Origin of the sequence: Dietzia psychralcaliphila (assembly GCF_003096095.1) — a bacterium.
Taxonomy (GTDB): Bacteria; Actinomycetota; Actinomycetes; order Mycobacteriales; family Mycobacteriaceae; genus Dietzia; species Dietzia psychralcaliphila.
Window position 1 is genome coordinate 3,013,121 of the sequence record NZ_CP015453.1, and the last position, 17,445, is coordinate 3,030,565.

Sequence of the window (17,445 nt, forward strand, 5' to 3'; positions counted from 1 at the left end):
TGTTTCAGGGTGTTCGCTAGGCCAGGTAGGACAGGGTGGTCATCATCCCGGCCTCCTGGTGATAGGCGTTGTGGCAGTGAAGCGCCCACTGGCCGGGGTTGTCGGCATCGAATTCGATCTCCACGGTGCGCATCGGTCTGATCGTGACGGTGTCCTTGCGCAGCCCGGTATCGGGCAGAGCGAAGGTGTGTCCGTGCAGGTGCATGGGGTGGAACATGTCCGACATGTTGCGCATCCGCATACGAACCCGTTGCCCTTCGTTGACGTCCAACGACGTGATGTCGGGGTGAGCGCGGCCGTTCAGGGTCCACCTGTACGGCGACATGGTCCCGCCCATGTCCAGACTGTGGTAAACATCGTGCCCCTTCTCTTCCAGTCGGACGTCCGCGCGAGGCGCCAGATCGGTGCCGAACAGCACCTGCCGGTCCAGCTCGTCGGGTCGGGACCGGGTAGGCAGGTCGCCCGCAGCGGTGCGCACCAGTGCCTGCCCGTGACCGGTCTTGCCCTCGGCCTGCGCGAACAACGGGAAGACGCCGTCGCCGAGGGTGACGAGCACATCGAACCGCTCGCCCATCCCGACCATCAGTGCATCGGTATCCTGCGGCACGACCGGGAAGCCGTCGGTGTGGGTGATGGTCATCCGGTGCCCGCCCAGGGCCACGCGGAAGGCGGTATCAGCACCGGCGTTGATGAGGCGGATACGCGCTCGCTCCCCGGGTGTCGCGTTGAACACCATCGGGTCCTCCGGGACCCGCCCACTGACCAGGTAGAGCGGATAGCTCACGTCCCCGGCGCCGCCGAGCATCGGCGAGAGCATCGTCTCGGAACCCGTGTCCGTGGCGCCCATACCTCTCATGCCGCCGTGGTCCATCGCGCCCATTCTTCCCATCCCAGATCCGCTGCCCATACCTGCGGCGTCACCGATGCCCAGGTCGCGGGCAACATCGTCGGGGGTGCGACCGGTGCCGTCGAGCCAGTCGTCGAGCACCACGATCCACTCGTGCTCATGGTCACCGGGCTCGTTCGGGTCGTCGACGATCAGGGGCCCGTAGAGTCCGCGGTCGAGTTGGAGCCCGGAGTGCGAATGATAGAAGTACGTGCCCGCGTGCGGGACGGTGAACTCGTAAGCGAACCGACCGCCGGGGGCGATGGGGTCCTGAGTCAGGCCGGGTGCCCCGTCCATGTCGTTGCTCAGTGCCAGTCCGTGCCAGTGCACGCTGGTTTCCGCCGGCAGCTGGTTGTCCACCTCCACCTTGAGCAGATCCCCGACACGGGCACGCAGTAGCGGCCCGGGCAGGCTAGGGTCGTAGCCCCAGGTGGAGACGACGCGTCCACCGAGATCCACGTCGACCGGACGCGGCGTCAACCGCGCTGAGACCACCCGTTGGCCCGCGCTGCGGCGCGCCAGCTCGGCACGACGGACAGCGTCCGACAAGGGCTGCACGGGGGTACCGGTCGGCGGGCCCGCTCCGGAACAGGCGACGAGCGCCCCGGCCCCGGCGAGGGCTGAACCGAGGAGGAAGGACCGGCGGGTCAGCTCAGACACGGGGCCGCCCGTGCTCGGGTTTCGTCAGTACGGAGTTGCCGGAGCGCGTCAGCTCCTCTCGGCGGGCCACGAACTCGTCGGAGCCGATCTCTCCGCGGGCGAAACGCACTTCGAGCACTCGAAGCGGATCGGCCTCCGGCGCGGTGCGTCCGTGCCCCCCGGAACGGTCATTACGGAACATCATGGCCAGCATGGACAGCACTGCCGCCCAAAACACGAGCATGCACACCGCCATGATGATCCACCCGGTGGCACTCAGCTGACCCGACCAGCCCATCATGGTCGTCACCGTCCTTCGGTTGGTGACATCAGCATCGCGCGTGCACGCACCAGTTCAGGTAGAGGTCGCGTGAAGTTTTGATCAAGAAGGCCGGCCGCTGCATCGGCGGTGGACACTGTCCCCCGGAACCTGTCGCCCGGCCGCCGAACCACACCACAATTCCGCACCCCAGGCGGACAATGACCGCGTGAACACGACCGAGGCGGAGACCTACCGCCGCGAGATCCTCGGCTACTGCTACCGCTACTTCGGCTGTATCGCGGAGGCCGAAGACGCAACGCAGGAGACGATGCTGCGTGCGTGGAGGGCGCGGGATGGCGCCGAATTCGGCGGCCGCTCGTCGCTGCGTACGTGGCTGTATTCCATCGCCACCCACGTCTGCCTGGACATGGCTCGCGCGCCGCAGCGACGCAGCCTTCCGGTGGACCTCAACGAGCCCGGCCGCGTCCCAGACGACCCCACGTCGCTGGCCACCATGCCCGAGCAGATGTGGATCGGCCCGGCGAGCGACGCCCATCTCGGCGTCGACCCGTCCGCCACCGCCCTCGCCCGCGAATCGGTCCGGCTCGCCTTTGTCGCCGCGCTGCAGTTCCTGCCACCCCGGCAGCGGGTCGTGCTGATCCTCCGCGATGTCCTGGTGCTCTCGGCGGCGGAGTGCGCGGACCTCCTCGACATGTCCGTGGCCTCGGTCAACTCCGCACTCGCCCGGGCGCGCAAGACCATGGCCCAGCACGGGGCCACTCTCCCAACCGACACCGCGGACGACGCCCCCGCCTACGACACCCGGCTTCTCGAGAAGTACGTCGCCGCCTTCGAGGCCTACGACGTCGACCGCCTGGTCGACCTGCTCACCGAGGACGCGGAGTTCAGCATGCCGCCGTTCGAGCTCTGGCTCCGCGGCCCCGCGCAGATCGAGCGCTGGTGGCGCGGCCCCGGGCAGGTGTGCCGCAACTCGCGGACCATCGTCACCTCCGCCAACGGCCGTCCGGCCGTCGCGGTCTATCACGACGGCGGCGGTCGAGACGAGAGCCGAAACGACGCCGGCGTTCGCGACTCCAGCGCGGCTCGATGGGAGCCGTTCGCGATCCACGTCCTGGAGTCCCGCGCCGGCCGCCTCTCGGCCCTCACCCACTTCATCGGCGCGGGCCACTTCGCCGAGTTCGGCCTGCCCGCCCCCCTGCCGTAGGGAGAATCCCCGCCGCACCGATCACTTTCGGCGCCTCGCACCGTCTACCCCTGTGAAGGACGGTCCTTCGGGCCCCGAGCACCTGCTCGACCGGGCCCCCGAGTCCCCTCAGGAGGGATCATCATGAGCCGCACGATCACGGCCCACATGTTCTCCACGCTCAACGGCGTGACGGAGCATGCCGAGCACTGGCAGTTCGACGCCTTCGGACCCGAGGAGATGGAGTTCATGCAGAAGATGACTGCCGCGACCACGGACCTGGTGCTGGGCCGCACGCTCTGGCAGGAGTGGTCCGGTTACTGGCCCGGTGCGCAGGACCCGTTCGCCGAGTGGGTCAACCCGGTCCGCAAGCACGTGCTCACCTCCACCCTGACGGGCGAGCTGCCGTGGAACAGCGTTATCGCCACCGGTGATGCGGCCGGGTACCTCGGGCAGCTGCGGCAGGAACCGGGCGGCGACATCGCGATCGCGGGTGGCGTGGAGACCACCAGGAGGCTGGTGCTGGCGGGCCTGGTGGACGAGCTCACGCTGACCATCCACCCGGTGATCTCCGGTGAGGGCCGCAGGCTCTTCGACGAGTCCGTCCCCACGACGCGGATGCATCTGCTGAACTCGACGCAGACCCAGGCGGGCAACATCGTCGCGACCTACGCCCTGCGCTCGGACTCCGCAGACGCCTGACCGGACGCACTCGCCCATCACCCGAAACCCATCACCCCGCCGCCTATCGATCAGAGGAGAATCCGATGTCCTTCCAGGCGTATCTCGACACCATCGAAACCAAGACCGGGCTGACGCCGCGGCAACTCGTGGATCAGGCGACCGAACGCGGTTTCGGCCCCGGCACCAAGGCCGGGCCGATCCTGGAGTGGTTGAAGAACGATTACGGCCTCGGCCGCGGCCACGGCATGGCGCTCGTCCACGTGATCACCAAGGGGCCTCAGATCAGCTCGAAGCACGTCGGCTCCACCGGTTCACACGCCGACGCGACCGACATGCTCTGGCTCGATGGCGCGGCCACCAACCCGAACCGCTGAACCCGGATCCTCCCCCGTCGAGCCGGCGGCGAGTATGCGCAGCCGGTCAGTATCGGATCCCGGCCCCACCACCCGCCACCGCGGGTAGCGTCCGTCACCATGCAGCCCTCGCCCGACCAGGCACCCGAGACCGCAGCCGACCAGCGAGAGGTCGTCCTCGAGCGCCACGACGACGTCGCCGTGATCAGGCTCAACAGCCCCGATCGGCTCAACGCTGCGACCACGCGGAACCTCACCGACCTCGTCGCCGCTCTCGACGCCTGCGACGCCGACGACGACATCAGGGCCGTGGTGCTCACCGGCACCGGGCGAGCGTTCTGCGCGGGGGCCGATATCTCGGGCGGGGGCGAGACCTTCGCCGTCGATCCCGGCCAGGACACCGGCAACCCCCCGCCGGACACGGGCGGCCTGGTCTCGCTACGCATCTTCCGGATGACCAAGCCGATCATCTCGGCGATCAACGGCTCGGCCGCGGGCGTCGGGGTGACCATGACCCTGCCCACCGACGTGCGTATCGCCGCAGACCACGCCAAATTCGGGTTCGTCTTCACGCGACGCGGGTTGGTGCCGGAGGCGTGCTCCACCTGGTTCCTGCCCCGCATCGTGGGCATCTCCACGGCGGTCGAGTGGACTGTCGGCGGCAAGACCATCCTTGCCGGCGAGGCCCTGGAGCGCGGCCTGGTCCGTGAGCTGCTCCCGGCCGACGAGGTCCTCCCCCGCGGCATCGAGATCGCTCGCGAGCTGACCCGCGGTACGGCCCCGGTGTCGGCGGCGCTGACCCGCCAGCTCATGTGGCGGATGCTCGGCGCTCCCGACCCCGAGGTGGCCCACCGCGCCGAGTCCATCGGTATCTACACCCGCGGTGCGTCCGCCGACGTCCGCGCCGGCGTCTCCGCGTTCCTGGCCAAGGAGGAGCCGGACTTCCCGGACCGCGCCTCGGACGGCCTGCCCGACCTCTTCACCTGAGCTACTTCCCTCACTGCCTCGCCGCATCATCTGACCAGTTCCGCCGCCACCCCCCACCTCGGAGAGGACTCCCCATGACTTCTGTCGACCTCACCGGTCGCGTCGCGATCGTCACCGGATCGACCGCCGGCCTCGGCGCCCGGTTCGCCCATGTGCTCGCGGACGCGGGCGCGACTGTCGTCGTGACCGGGCGGCGTACCGAGAGGATCGAGGAGGTCGTCGACGCGATCGGCCGACGCGGAGGCAGCGCGCACGGTATCCGTCTCGACGTCGCCGATCCGGCCTCCGTCGAGTCCTGCCTCACGGAGGTGACCGAGCGTCTCGGCGTTCCTCGGATCCTGATCAACAACGCCGGCATCCCCGATGCGCAGCGCGCACACAAGATGCCACTGGAGCTCGTGGACGCCGTGTTGGACACCAATATCCGTGGCCCGTGGCTCATGGCGACCGGGGTGGCCCGACGGTTGATCGTGGCCGAAACCCCGGGCCGGATCGTCAACATCTCCTCGATGGCCGCGTACCACTACGCCGGGAACGGGGCCGCCCTCTATGCCACGACCAAAGCGGCACTCAGTCGGATGACGGAGGCCCTCGCCGTGGAGTGGGCGCGCAATCTCATCAACGTCAACGCCATCGCGCCGGGAGTCTTCGAGTCGGAGATGACCGACGGGATGCTCGAGCGGGTCGGCGACATCGCGCCCGGGTTCCCGCGGAAGCGACTCGGCGTACCCGAACAGCTCGATTCCACGCTGCTCTACCTCGTCTCGGACGCGTCAGAGGCGGTCACCGGGACCGTCATCAAGATCGACGACGGGCAACTCCCCCGCTGAGTCAGCCGCCGCGCACCTGTCACCGATCAGCTCCGGACGCGTACTCCGACGCCAGCTGCCGCAGTGCGTCGTGGTCGCCTCCCAACAGGTCCACGGGTGGGCGCATGCCGGGCAGGGCGACCGACTGCAGGGTCCACCAGGAGGTCGCAGCTTCCGGATAGCGACCGGCGTCCAGCACCCGGTTGATCGCGCAGATGATGTTGTTCGGGTCGCGCGGATCGAAGTAGTCCAGTTGGAATCGCGGGTAGACCCATCTCCGGTCGCCGCGGAGCGCGATCAGGCGGCCGTCTCGCGCGAACGTCCGAAGTGCGTCGGCGGCGGTGGATTCGGACAACACTCCGCGCCGCGCGAGGGCCTCAGCCGCTTCGACCGAGCACAACAGAGGCACCCGCATTGCGGCACCCCGCGAGACTGAGACCGCAACGGCACGGGCACGACGAGCGGCAGTGGCGCCATCTCCAGCTCGTGGTGCCGTGGGTCCCCGGAGGAGGTCCATGTCCGGAGCCCGGACCGTCTTCACGGCCCTGTCGATCTGCCCGGCGACCCGGCCGAACGCACTGCGACGATGCACTTCCCGCAGGACGACGTCGGAGAAGACCTGGTCGTCGAGCTCCCTCAACGCGCGATTCGCCCTGTCCCCCGGCGCGACGGATCTCTGGGACAACGGTCGATTCCGAGAAGTCATTGACGACCACCCCGCCTTCTGGGGAAGAACTCTAGACCGTCCGGGGGGTTGCGGCGAGGAGCAGTGTCGGCACGATGCTGCGCTCGGCGACCCGAGAATGTCCCGCATCAGGCCTCGGTGCGGCGCCACCAGTCGCTGATCGCGGTGGCCAACTCCTCAGGCGTCTCGACCGGCAGCATGTGCCCGGTCTCCGGGATCTCCACGTAGGTCACCGCCTGGGCGCCCTTGCTGCTGGCGCCCGCACCACCGCCCCCGGCACCGTTTGCCTCGGCCCACCTGCGCTGTTCCTCGGTGGGCACCACCTGGTCGTGTGATGCCCCCACGATGAGGACCGGGCAGGGCGCCTGCGCGGGGAAGGTACTGCGGTCCGGCCGTGCGCCCAGGGCCACCGAGTGCGCGGCGAACCGCTCCGGCCCGTACCCGCGCGCCGCGCGCAGCCGCTCGGCCCTGACCTGCGGGTCGTGGCCGCGGTCGCCGTAGTACACCGCCTCCATGCCGTCGAGGGCGATCTCCTCATACTCCCCTGGACTCAGATCCGTCGCGCGGGCGGCGCGCGCCGCGGCTGCGTCCGGGTCCTCGGCACCCACGGGCGCGGTGACCAGGACGAGGCCGGCCAGCAGGGACGGGTGCCGCTCGGCGAGGTGCATGGCCACTACGCCGCCGAGGGAATGTCCGACGACGACGCTGCCGGTCGCGATCTGTCGGGCGGTCTCGTCGACGAGCGCGTCGAGGTCGGGCTCGGCCGGCAGATCGAGGGCCGTGGTGTTCCATCTCTCCGGCAGGGCGCGCAGGGTCGGGTCCCATGACTGCGCGTCGCCGTGGAGGCCGGGGAGAAAGACAAGACTCGTCATGTCGCGACCCTACGCGCGACGGCCGCGAGCGACGCGGTGTCTGTGAAGGGCCGCATCGGCTGGCTCACACGATCCTCAACTCGGCATGGGATTGCGAGAGCTCATAGGTCTTGACCAGCCAGAACGCAGCAAACGCGTACAGCGCCGCCGCCTCCCCGGCGAACAGGGCCACGGACGGCCCCACCACCCAGGCGACGAGAACCGCCGCGCCCGGGAACGCAACGACCAGTACGGCCAGGACCCGGTAGACCGCGCGATACCTGCGCTGCTGGTCCGGATCCGAAAGGGATCCGAGGGTCTCCTGCCCGTAGAAGAAGATCGACAGCGCGGCCAGGACGAAGAACCCCACCGCGGCCACCGCGTGAACGGCACCCGCCACGGTGAGCCCGGGCAGAGACGAGTCTCCCGTCGGGACCAGCGCCACCACGATGGATAGGACGCCGGCTCCGTTGAGCAGCGCGTTCTCTCCGCGGGTGTAACCGCGGTAGGCCACCAGCGCGACGCCGATAGCCACGAGTATCCCCACGAAGAGACTCCGGGCCGGCGAGTAGTAGAAGGCGCTGAGTGAGCCCATCATCGACACGCCGGAGTCGAGGGCCACCCACAGGAGAAGGGTTGCCGGGAGGATGAGCGCACCGGCCGCGATGACCATCCGGAGCACGAAGTAGGTCTCCACGATGTAGGCCGCGGGCGCCTCGCAGAAGGTGGCCGGATCGCCATGGACCGGATCGCTCGGCGCCGGATTCCTCGGCGCTGGATTCCCCGGCGCTGGGTTCCTCGGCGCTGGATTCCTCCGTGACTGACGCATGCTCACACCTCGACTCTGTCGCCCGTTCACCCTCGCAGTCGGGTGCCGGTCTTGGTGTAGATCCGGTTGAGGTGACCCTCCACGGTCCGCTTGGACAGGTGGAGTTCGTCCGCGATCTCGGCGTTGGTCAACCCCTGCCCCACCAACTCGGCGACCTGGGACTCGCGGCGGGTCAGCGTGACCCCGGGCGGGACCCAGCGAGCAGGACCTCCCAGTCCGGTGAGGCCGGCCAGCGACCCGCTGATCTCGGTGGTCGCGAGCATCCGCTCGGCCAGGGTGTGGTGCTGCGATCCCGGGGTGGCGAGGGTGCGGGCGCGGTCTGCGGCCGCTGCGGCCACCATGAGCAGACCGTGTCCACGGGCTCGCTGAGCCGCATCGATCAATCGCCGGGGGTTGTCGGCCAGGTTGGCAGCGGCCAGGTCGCGCACCAGCACCGGCACATCCCCACTGACCTCCAGCTCGGCCACTATCCGGCAGCTCTCCGGATCGGCCATTAACACCCCGGCCAGAGCGGCGCGCACAGCGGAGCCGAGCAGTCCGTCGTCGACGAGGGAGCGGACGATGCCGAGCGCCTCCTCACTCCGACCGAGGCAGAACAGGACCCCTGCCTCGGCTCCGCGGATCTCCGGCCCGACCGGCGAGTTGGCGTACCCGTGGACGGAGCGGAGACGCCGCAGCTGCTCCTCCGCGGTCGCGGTCTGCCCGGACAGGGCCGAGATCAGTGCGCACAGGGAGATGGCACGCGGGAGGACGTCCTCGGGGCCGTCCACCTCGATGGTGTCGAGCGCGTCGGACGCCGCGCTCACGGCCGACGGCAGGTCGCCGGCGGCCAGGGCGATCTCCGCGTCGGCGACTCGGCGCATTCCGTGGTCCAGGCGCACGGAGTCGTCCTGCTCGACCGCGATGAAGGGCGCGAGTTCCGCGAACAGGGTGTTGACACCGAAACCGTGGAGCACCACGTAGAGCAACGCCGCGAGGTACTCCTCGGACGCCCACGCGTGGTGGTTCATCGTGCGCGACTGGCGGGCCAGCCGCCGAAGGACGGCAAGCGCCGCATCGGACTGACCGAGTGCGTCGAGCGCCAGGGCGTGGATCGCCTCGAGTCGTCGCTCCCACTCGGCTGGCAGGGATGCGGGGTGCAGGGGTGCGGGATGACCAGGGGCGGCGTCAGTTTGTGGCGCGCCGAGTTCGGCGTGTGCCCGGGCCGCCTCCCGGTACCGCCCGGCGTAGGACAGGTGCACCACGGTCAGCGCGTCCAGCACCGAGTGAGCGGGGTGGCCCGGCGTCAGGAATCCGCGGGCCGCCTCGATCAACGGCAGGGAGTTCTCCGGACCCCGGTCGCGGTAGTGCGCGAGGTCCGCCCGGGCCGTCACGTTGTCGATCAGCACACTGGTGAAGTCGGGCCCACCCGGCTCGTCGTCGTCACCACGCGGTCCGGCCGCTGCCCGCAGACACTCCAGCGACCGCTCGAACATGACGGCCGCCTCCTGCACCCTGTCGAGCAGCCGCAGGCAGGAACCCGCGACCAGCGCGAGCTCGGCCTGCTGCAGCGGCGTCATCTCCAGGCCCGCACGCTGGGCGGCCTCGGACAACTCGACGCCTGTGCGGTAGTCGTGGGCGTCGAGCGCGGCGCGGGCCGCGGCCAGGGCGGCGGGGGCGTCCACACGTCCGGCATGGGTGGCGGGTGCCTCGGACAGCGCCCACAGCACGATGGTCGGGTCCGGCGGCACGATCCCCTTGAGAGCGAGCACGGCGTCGTAGGCGTCCCTGCGCCGACGGTGATCCGCGCCGGCCCGCAGCGCAGCGGCCAGAACGGGCGGTTGCACGACGAGCACCTGCGCGCCGTTGTGCTGGGCCTCCGCCACGAGCGCCCGGGCCACCAGGTCGCTTGCCACCTCGCAGCCGTGGAGCCGTTCGAGGTCCTGGATCCTGATGCGGCGGGCGAGCGCGACGGTGGTCAGGGCATCGGTCACGGGATCGAGACCATCGGGGCCGACGACGCCGGGACCGGTGCTGGCACCGATCCACAGCTGCGGGTCCACCGCGACGCCCGCGATCGCCGTGGCCGGGTCCACCGTCAACTCCACCCGGTCACACGTGCGTCGGGTCAACCCGCGGGTCGCCAGGTCGTCGTAGGTGGCGCGCAGGGCGGTGAGATTGCCGTGGGAGCAGGCCCACAGCGCCTCGACCAGCCGCGCCGAAAGCGGCGCTCCGACGGCCGCCGAGACCGCGGCCTCCGACTGACCGCGCGTGAGGTTCCGCAGCGGCAACCGCGTGGTGCGGGCGCTCACCACCTCGCGGTACCCGGGCGGTAGAGCCGCGCCCACCCTGGCCGAGGCCACCAGCACCGCGCCATCGGGCAGCGCTCGGTGCGCACCGGCTCTGTCCAGGTCATCCCACACGGAGACCGGGATTCCGGCAGCGCGCAGTCCGGCCGCGATGTCGGCAGCGCACCGGCTGGCACCCGCGCCCGGCGGCCCCACCACCAGCACACCGCGCCGGGTGTCGACGCACAGCGCGACCGCGCGGGCCACGGTGTCCGCACGCAGCACCGCCCGGGCCTTTCTCCACGCGGGCACCAGATCCACCTCCAGTCCGGCCGCGTCGGGGCGCTGAGGGGCACCACGTCCGCGTGAGGGCGCGACGAGCGCACGGAGCCACGGGAAGAACCCGGGAACCGAGCACCACTGCACCACACCAAAAATCAGGTGTGCCGCACTCTATCGACACCTGTCTATCTCGTCAGACGATAGGCGCATCTTGTCCGAGTCGCTCCACGAGGGTGCGACCGCCGACCCGAGAGGTCCGTACGTGAGCCGACCGCTCTCCGTCTCGATCGCATCCTGGATCTGGGTGTTCTGTGGCCTGTTCACCACGGTCACCATCGCCAGCCTTGTCACCGGAAGCAACATTCTGGCGCTGGTCGCGGGATTGAGTGTCGGTGAGGCCGGTCGCGGCGGGGCGGGCTTTGGCGGCGCCGAGGCTGGCGGGGCCGAGGCGCTCGGCTGGTACGGCTGGATCCTCGCGACCGGACTGTTCGCCGCCATGGTGGTGCAGGTGGTGGCCGCCGTGAAGCTCCGTGACGGCGCTCGCTGGAGCCGGGCGCTGCTGACGACCGCCGCGAGCGTCTCCCTGCTGGCCGTGCTGTACGACCCGACGCTGTGGTCGGCCTGGGTGCTGCTCATCGCCAACGCCGTGGCCCTGGTCCTCACCTACGACGACAACGCGCTCGACTACCTGGAGGCACAGCCTGAGCGACTGGTGCCGGCGAGACGCTACTGAGGTTCTCGCTTCTCGACGAGCGAGCACGCGGCGGGCTCGGTTCAGCCGGCGGCAGCTCGGCGGGAGGCGGTTCGGCGCCGGGCGCAGCCGCCCGATCCGCCGCACCCGCCGAGGGGTCGATCCCGCTCACGTTTTCCCAGCTTAAGTTCAGGTGGTCCAGCGAGACGAAATCCGACGGCTCTGACCACTCGCCGCACGAGCGTGTGATGGGACAGATTCATGCGCCGGCGCGGGGACGCCACCACGAGGCGCATCGGCCTAACCTCGCGGCCGGCCGCGCCCCCTGCCCCCGGCCGGCTCGAAGTAGGCGATCCACATAGAAGTCCGGATGCAGTTGCGGCGGAACCGGACCGTCGGGCCAGGTCGGCGAGCGAAAGTCGGGGACGGTCTGGAACCCCAGCGCGACCGCCTCCGACCTGCCCCTCCGGCGGCAGCACAACCGTTACTCAAGTCCCCGCCGGCCCTACCCGCGCCGGCATACCCGCGGGCACGTCGAGCGACGCTCGTGCAAAAGTGGGGCATGGCCAACTCCCTCCCACCAGACCCGGATCCCAGCGAGTCCCCCGACCTCGACGCCGGCGGCTCGCCCACGGGACCGCAGACGCCGGACTCGGATTCCACGTCCCTGGCCTCGGACAGCGCACGCACCGGGCAGAGCCCGACCAAGTCCGGGTCCCGCATCGGGATCTACGTGCTGTTGGGGATCATCGTGCTGATCGTCCTGCTCATGGCGCTGGGACTTGCAGGAAGGCTGTTCGGCCTGGGCTGACCACACGGCCGTAGTCGGCGCGTCGGTGAACGCCGCCCGCCACGTCACCGCCACCGGGCACCACCCGCCGCGGGGTCACACCTGATCACGTTTCCCCAGGTGGGTTTTCCCGGAATCCGTCACATGCGACCAGTCTACGAGTGGGCACACCCAGCGCGGGCCCTCCCCCGGTCACCCGGGGTGGGCGGACGCGGCCTCGCCCAGCAGGTGGCGCTCACGGCCACACCACGGCACCGCCCCACCGCATCTCACCGTTCCGCAGGTCCGCGCGCAGAACGGTCGTTACCCTGCCTGACATGAGTCAAGGTGCGTCACTCCTGCGGGTCGGGATCGCTTATGTCATCGCCATCGGCGCCGGATTGGCGTGGCTGCTGTGGGGGCTGGACAGCGGCCAGCTGTGGCTCGACGGCCTGATCGCCGACCTCATCGCGACTGTGGTGATCTTCGCGTTCAGCCGCTTCTACGGGAACTCCACCTTCTACGACGCCTTCTGGTCGGTCATCCCACCGCTGCTGGCGTTCTACTGGTGGATCGCCGCCGACGCGGGCGTGAACGACGTCCGCTGGTGGCTCATGATGATCGTGCTGCTGGCGTGGGCCATCCGCCTGACCGCCAACTGGATCCGCACCTTCCCCGGCATGCATCACGAGGACTGGCGCTACCCGATGGTCCGCGAGCGGGCCGGGCGGTTCGAGTTCGTGGCCGACCTCATGGGCATCCACGTCTTCCCGACCCTGCAGGTCTTCGCCGGACTCATCCCCGTCTACGTGGTGGCGACCAGGGCCGGTGAGCCGCTCGGCTGGCTGGACTTCGTGGCGTTCGGCGTCGGTCTGGCCGCGCTGGCCCTCGAGACAATCGCCGACCTGCAGATGCACCGCTTCATCGCCACCCGGACGCCCGGGCAGGTCATGGACACCGGCGTGTGGTCGTGGTCCCGGCACCCGAACTACTTCGGCGAATGCGGGATCTGGTTCTCCATGGGCCTGTTCGGCCTCGCGGCCTGGCCCGGCGCGTGGTGGGTGTTCGTGGGCACCTTTGCCATGGTGGCGATGTTCCTCGCCGTGAGCATCCCGATGATGGAGCAGCGCAGCCTGGAGCGGCGGCCCGAGTACGCGCGCGTGGTGGAGCGGGTGTCGCTGTTCATCCCGCGCCCGCCCAAGAAGAGCCCGCCCACCACGCGCTCGAACGAGAAGAACCGGCCCAAGACCTCCGCGTGAGCCGTCCGCGCATCGTCGTCGTGGGCCTCGGGGACACCGGGGTCCTCACCGCGATCGCGCTCCGCAGGCACGGCGACGTCGTGGGCATCACCGCCAAGCCGGAGTTCGTCAGCGGCCAGGAGCTAGGCCTGAGGTTGGCCCGGCCGGAGGCGTGGACGCGCGACTACCGCATCGCCTACAGCAGGTTCCGGGGCCTCGACCATGCGCGGATCGTGCACGGCAGCGCCACCGCCCTCGACTCCGAGAACCGGATCGTGCGCATCACCCTCGCGGACGGCACAGCCGCCGAGGAACCGTACGACGTCCTCGTCGTTGCCACCGGGGTGACCAACGGGTTCTGGCGCCACCCCACCCTCCAGGACTCCGGCGGCGTCGACGCCGACATCTCCCTCCCCCATCAGCGCCTCGCGGCATCAAGGACGGTGGCGATCATCGGCGGCGGCGCGGCGGCCCTGAGCTCGGCGGCGCAGGTGGCCGAACGCTGGCCCACTAAAACCGTGGACGTCTACTTCCCGGGCGACCGCGCGCTCCCCCATCATCACGATCTCGTCTGGGACCGGGTGCGCTCGCGACTGGAGGACCTGGGCGTCGGCCTGCATCCCGGTCACCGCGCGGAGCTGCCGGCCGGAGCCGGTGTGGGTGACGGTGACGGTGACAGTGCGAGCCACGACAACCACAACGACGACGACGACGAGCACCTCACCAGCGCCCCCGTGAGCTGGACGACGGGTCAGGCACCGACCACAGCAGACGTAGTGATCTGGGCGATCGGCCGCGTCTCGCCCAACACCTCGTGGCTGCCCGCGGAGATGCTCGACGACCGGGGATTCGTCCGCGTGGAGCCGACGCTGCGGGTGCCCGGGCACAGCGACGTCTTTGCAGTCGGCGATGTGGCCGCCACCGACCCGCTGCGCACCTCCGCCCGCAACCGCGGACACCTCCTGGTCGCACGCAACATCCGCGCGCATCTCGAGGGCAGCCCGCTGCGCGACTACCGGCCCCCGAGGCGCCGCTGGGGTTCGGTGCTCGGCCCGCTGCGCGACGGACTCATCGTGTTCACCCCGCCCGGCCGGGGTGTCCGCGTCCCCTCCCCGGCGTCCGATGTGGTGCTCCAACGCCTCATCACCCACCAGCTGATCTACGGCGGGGTGCGGAGGCGAGTTCGATAAGTCCCGGCGAGTTCCGGTGAATGCCGGCGGGCTCGGTGAGTTCCTCGGTGCGCAGTCGGGTTCGGCGGGTTTCGTTCAGGGCCGCCACGGGCCAGTGACCGAGCTCACGGGCCCTGACCTGCACGGACGAGCGAGCGGTCGCACGGTTCAGGTAGCGGCGCTACGGTCGGGACATGCCTGAATTCACTGTTCCCGGATTGTCCAACTCTGATTCCTCAACGCTCGTAGACACGCTCCAGAAGCGACTCACGGCGTGCAACGATCTGCACCTGACCCTCAAGCACGTGCACTGGAACGTGGTGGGCCCCAACTTCATCTCGGTGCACGAGATGCTCGACCCGCAGGTCGAGTTGGTCCGCGGCTACGCCGACGTGCTGGCCGAGCGCATCGCGACCTTGGGCGGCTCGCCGGTGGGCACGATGGGCGCCAACGCCGACCACCGCTCGTGGGACGACTACTCGCTGGGCCGCGACACCGCGCAGGCGCACCTCGGTGCCCTGGACAAGGTGTACGACGGGATGATCGGCGACCACCGCAAGGCCATCGCCGTGGCCGGCGAGGTGGACCCGGTGACCGAGGACATCCTCATCGGCCAAACCGCCGAGCTCGAGAAGTTCCAGTGGTTCGTCCGCGCCCACCTGGAGAACGCCGCCGGCTCGCTGTCCACGTCCGACGACGCCAGCGAGAAGGGCGCAGCCCGGTCCGCCACGACGTGATCGCACCTGGCTGATCCCTCCAGCACGGCCACCGACGGGCCGGATTCCCACTCAGGAGTCCGGCCCGTCGTCGTTCATTCAGCAAGCAGAGTCACGGGGGGTAGCGAGAGAGGCCGCGGGGTTGCGGGGGTATGCAGCCGGGTGCCGCAGATAATGACCCCCGGGCGCTGACGCCAGCGGTGGCGCAGGGGACCCGGGGGCGACCAGACTCACTGCGTGCCCAATACCGACCTGGTGTTCGCGGTCATCGGCGCGGCCCTGCTCATCGGGTCGTTCCTTCCGCGCCTGCTCCGCGAGCGGGTGCTGTCCGCACCGATCGTGGTGGTGGGCGTGGGCATGGTCATCGGCTGGCTGATGCCCAACGAGTCGCAGCTCGTGGACGTGATCGAGCACGCGGAGCTGGCTGAGCGGATGGCCGAGATCACCGTGATCGTGGCGCTCTTCGGCGTGGGCCTCGCGCTGGATCGGCCGCTGAGCCTGCGCGGGTGGACCACCACGTGGCGGCTGCTGGCGATCGGCATGCCCCTGTCCATCGCGGGAGTGGCGGTACTGGGGTGGTGGGTGCTGGGGCTGACCCCCGCGGTCGCCGTGCTGCTGGGGGCGGTGCTCGCCCCGACCGACCCGGTCCTGGCCTCCGACGTGCAGGTTGAGGGTCCGAGTTCCGGGGAGGAGGTCGACGACGAGCACGACGAGGCCCGCTTCGCCCTCACCTCCGAGGCCGGGCGCAACGACGCCCTCGCCTTCCCGTTTGTGTACCTCGCCATCTACCTGGCGACCAAGGGGGATCCCGGCGAGTGGCTCCTGGGCTGGGTGGCGTGGGACCTGGTGGGCAAGACGGTCATCGGCGCGGTGGTGGGCTACCTTCTCGGTCGGCTCATCGGGGCCGCGGTCTACCGCGTGCGGGTGGGCGACCACCGGCTCGTGGGATTCGCCGAGCCCGCCGCCGTGGCCACGCTTCTATTGGCCTACGGGGTCGGCGAGTTGCTGGGCGGGTGGGGCTTCCTCGCCGTGTTCTGCGCGGCGCTCGGGGTCCGCGCGTCCGAGCGTGACGACGAGCGCCACGAGCACTTCCACGAGTTCGTGGAGTACACCGAGCACCTGCTCACCCTGCTGGTCCTGCTGGTGATCGGCGCCTCGTTCATCTCCGACGCGCTCCCCCGCCTGCACTGGACGCACGTGGCGGTGGCGGCCGGCGTCCTGCTGGTGGTCCGACCGATCGCCGCCTGGGTCGCGCTCCTGGGGGACCGCAAACTCCGCCGCGACGAGCGGATGGTGGTCTCGGTGTTCGGCGTCCGGGGCGTGGGCTCGCTGTTCTATCTCTGCTACGCGATGGGCTTCTTCCCCAAGGAGGACGGCTGGTCGCTGTGGCCGGCGGTGTCGCTGGTCATCATCGCTTCCCTGGTGCTCCACGGTGCGAGCGCGTCCCAGGTCATGCGGGCACTGGACCGCCGGCGGGCCCGGGCCGGGACCTGAGCCATCGTCCGTACACCCACCCGACAGCGATTCCGACCAGGTGCCCCACCGAACCGAGGGGCAGCGAGAACAGGAACACGATGTTGATCGCAACCAGGATGGCCAACCATTGAGTAGTCGTGCCTCCGAAGATCCGTGACGACGGGCGCATCGCCAGCACCGCCGCGGTCACGCCGAATACCGCCGCCGAGGACCCGACGATGGTCCCGTCCTCCGCCCACGTCGGGACCGCAGCAGTCGCGGCCACAACACCCAGTGAGCCCGCCACCCCGGCCAGCAGATAGACCGCCACCACATCCACAGCGCGTGCGGACTTCTCCAGCAGTGGCCCGAACGCCGCCAGCATCACCACCATCAACACGACGTGTACGAGGAGGTCGTGGACGAATATCACGGTCAGCGGACTCCATGGCCGTTCACCCAACCCCTCAGCGCTTCCCGGAAGGGCGAGCCGCTCCGCGATGTCGGGGCTCACCAGCTGGGCGACGTACACGACTATCTGGATGGCGATGATCGAGAGGACGGCGGGACTGCTCTTCAACCTCGTGAACAGCATCAGCGGTGTCCTTACTCGAGATGCGCCGGCGACGTGGAGAACCGCCGGCCCCGACGCCGATCGGCGCAACGGAG

18 protein-coding genes are annotated in these 17,445 nt (G+C 70.0%); 11 read left to right on the forward strand and 7 right to left on the reverse strand.

The window, feature by feature from the left end:
- Nucleotides 1-16 precede the first annotated feature (16 nt).
- Together A6048_RS13905 and A6048_RS13910 are read right to left on the reverse strand one after the other, a co-directional pair.
- Nucleotides 17-1,546 carry a multicopper oxidase family protein gene (locus A6048_RS13905; RefSeq protein ID WP_095718238.1) on the reverse strand — a complete coding sequence of 510 codons (1,530 nt, stop codon included), beginning with the start codon at nt 1,544-1,546 and terminating at the stop codon, nt 17-19.
- Complete coding sequence (locus tag A6048_RS13910) at nt 1,539-1,826, reverse strand: SHOCT domain-containing protein (protein ID WP_107745840.1); 288 nt, start codon at nt 1,824-1,826, stop codon at nt 1,539-1,541. Before A6048_RS13910 ends, A6048_RS13905 begins: the two co-directional genes overlap by 8 nt.
- Nucleotides 1,827-1,941: 115 nt before the next feature.
- Here A6048_RS13910 and A6048_RS13915 point away from each other — a divergent pair, with 115 nt between their 5' ends.
- The 5 genes from A6048_RS13915 to A6048_RS13935 all read left to right on the forward strand — a co-directional run bounded on the left by A6048_RS13915 (nt 1,942) and on the right by A6048_RS13935 (nt 5,845).
- Nucleotides 1,942-3,012 (forward strand): RNA polymerase subunit sigma-70, encoded by a 1,071-nt coding sequence (locus tag A6048_RS13915; protein WP_107745838.1) that lies wholly within the window; start codon nt 1,942-1,944, stop codon nt 3,010-3,012.
- A 123-nt stretch (nt 3,013-3,135) separates the two neighbouring features.
- Complete coding sequence (locus A6048_RS13920; RefSeq protein ID WP_107745836.1) at nt 3,136-3,693, forward strand: dihydrofolate reductase family protein; 558 nt, start codon at nt 3,136-3,138, stop codon at nt 3,691-3,693.
- A 65-nt stretch (nt 3,694-3,758) separates the two neighbouring features.
- Nucleotides 3,759-4,049, forward strand: a complete 291-nt coding sequence (locus tag A6048_RS13925) for a DUF4287 domain-containing protein (protein ID WP_095718242.1) — start codon at nt 3,759-3,761, stop codon at nt 4,047-4,049.
- A gap of 99 nt (nt 4,050-4,148) precedes the next feature.
- Nucleotides 4,149-5,015, forward strand: coding sequence for an enoyl-CoA hydratase-related protein (locus A6048_RS13930; protein WP_107745834.1), 867 nt, complete (start codon nt 4,149-4,151; stop codon nt 5,013-5,015).
- Between the two features lie 74 nt (nt 5,016-5,089).
- A complete protein-coding gene (locus A6048_RS13935; protein ID WP_107745832.1) occupies nt 5,090-5,845 on the forward strand; it encodes an SDR family NAD(P)-dependent oxidoreductase in 756 nt (251 codons plus the stop codon).
- Between the two features lie 19 nt (nt 5,846-5,864).
- Here the strand turns inward: A6048_RS13935 and A6048_RS18310 are convergent, their stop codons facing one another.
- From A6048_RS18310 to A6048_RS13955, 4 genes are all read right to left on the reverse strand, one after another.
- Complete coding sequence (locus tag A6048_RS18310; protein WP_146166326.1) at nt 5,865-6,179, reverse strand: hypothetical protein; 315 nt, start codon at nt 6,177-6,179, stop codon at nt 5,865-5,867.
- A 458-nt stretch (nt 6,180-6,637) separates the two neighbouring features.
- Nucleotides 6,638-7,381 (reverse strand): alpha/beta fold hydrolase, encoded by a 744-nt coding sequence (locus A6048_RS13945; protein WP_107745828.1) that lies wholly within the window; start codon nt 7,379-7,381, stop codon nt 6,638-6,640.
- Between the two features lie 64 nt (nt 7,382-7,445).
- Nucleotides 7,446-8,057 carry a hypothetical protein gene (locus A6048_RS13950; RefSeq protein ID WP_095718247.1) on the reverse strand — a complete coding sequence of 204 codons (612 nt, stop codon included), beginning with the start codon at nt 8,055-8,057 and terminating at the stop codon, nt 7,446-7,448.
- Nucleotides 8,058-8,215: 158 nt separating this feature from the next.
- On the reverse strand, nt 8,216-10,768 hold the full coding sequence (locus tag A6048_RS13955) for a helix-turn-helix transcriptional regulator (protein ID WP_146166325.1): 2,553 nt from the start codon (nt 10,766-10,768) through the stop codon (nt 8,216-8,218).
- 232 nt (nt 10,769-11,000) lie between these two features.
- Here A6048_RS13955 and A6048_RS13960 point away from each other — a divergent pair, with 232 nt between their 5' ends.
- The 6 genes from A6048_RS13960 (at nt 11,001) to A6048_RS13985 (ending at nt 16,815) form a co-directional block, all read left to right on the forward strand.
- Nucleotides 11,001-11,471 carry a hypothetical protein gene (locus A6048_RS13960; protein ID WP_141244241.1) on the forward strand — a complete coding sequence of 157 codons (471 nt, stop codon included), beginning with the start codon at nt 11,001-11,003 and terminating at the stop codon, nt 11,469-11,471.
- A gap of 520 nt (nt 11,472-11,991) precedes the next feature.
- Nucleotides 11,992-12,240, forward strand: coding sequence for a DUF6480 family protein (locus A6048_RS13965; protein WP_095718250.1), 249 nt, complete (start codon nt 11,992-11,994; stop codon nt 12,238-12,240).
- Nucleotides 12,241-12,536: 296 nt separating this feature from the next.
- The gene (locus A6048_RS13970) at nt 12,537-13,457 is read left to right on the forward strand and encodes a DUF1295 domain-containing protein (protein WP_107745822.1); all 921 of its coding nucleotides are present in this window, start codon (nt 12,537-12,539) and stop codon (nt 13,455-13,457) included.
- A complete protein-coding gene (locus tag A6048_RS13975) occupies nt 13,454-14,626 on the forward strand; it encodes an FAD-dependent oxidoreductase (protein WP_107745820.1) in 1,173 nt (390 codons plus the stop codon). Before A6048_RS13970 ends, A6048_RS13975 begins: the two co-directional genes overlap by 4 nt.
- 173 nt (nt 14,627-14,799) lie before the next feature.
- Complete coding sequence (locus A6048_RS13980; protein ID WP_107745818.1) at nt 14,800-15,342, forward strand: Dps family protein; 543 nt, start codon at nt 14,800-14,802, stop codon at nt 15,340-15,342.
- A gap of 216 nt (nt 15,343-15,558) precedes the next feature.
- Nucleotides 15,559-16,815, forward strand: a complete 1,257-nt coding sequence (locus A6048_RS13985; protein WP_107745816.1) for a cation:proton antiporter — start codon at nt 15,559-15,561, stop codon at nt 16,813-16,815.
- Here the strand turns inward: A6048_RS13985 and A6048_RS13990 are convergent.
- Nucleotides 16,772-17,371, reverse strand: coding sequence for a rhomboid family intramembrane serine protease (locus A6048_RS13990; protein WP_107745814.1), 600 nt, complete (start codon nt 17,369-17,371; stop codon nt 16,772-16,774). The genes A6048_RS13985 and A6048_RS13990 overlap by 44 nt on opposite strands.
- Nucleotides 17,372-17,445 lie beyond the last annotated feature (74 nt).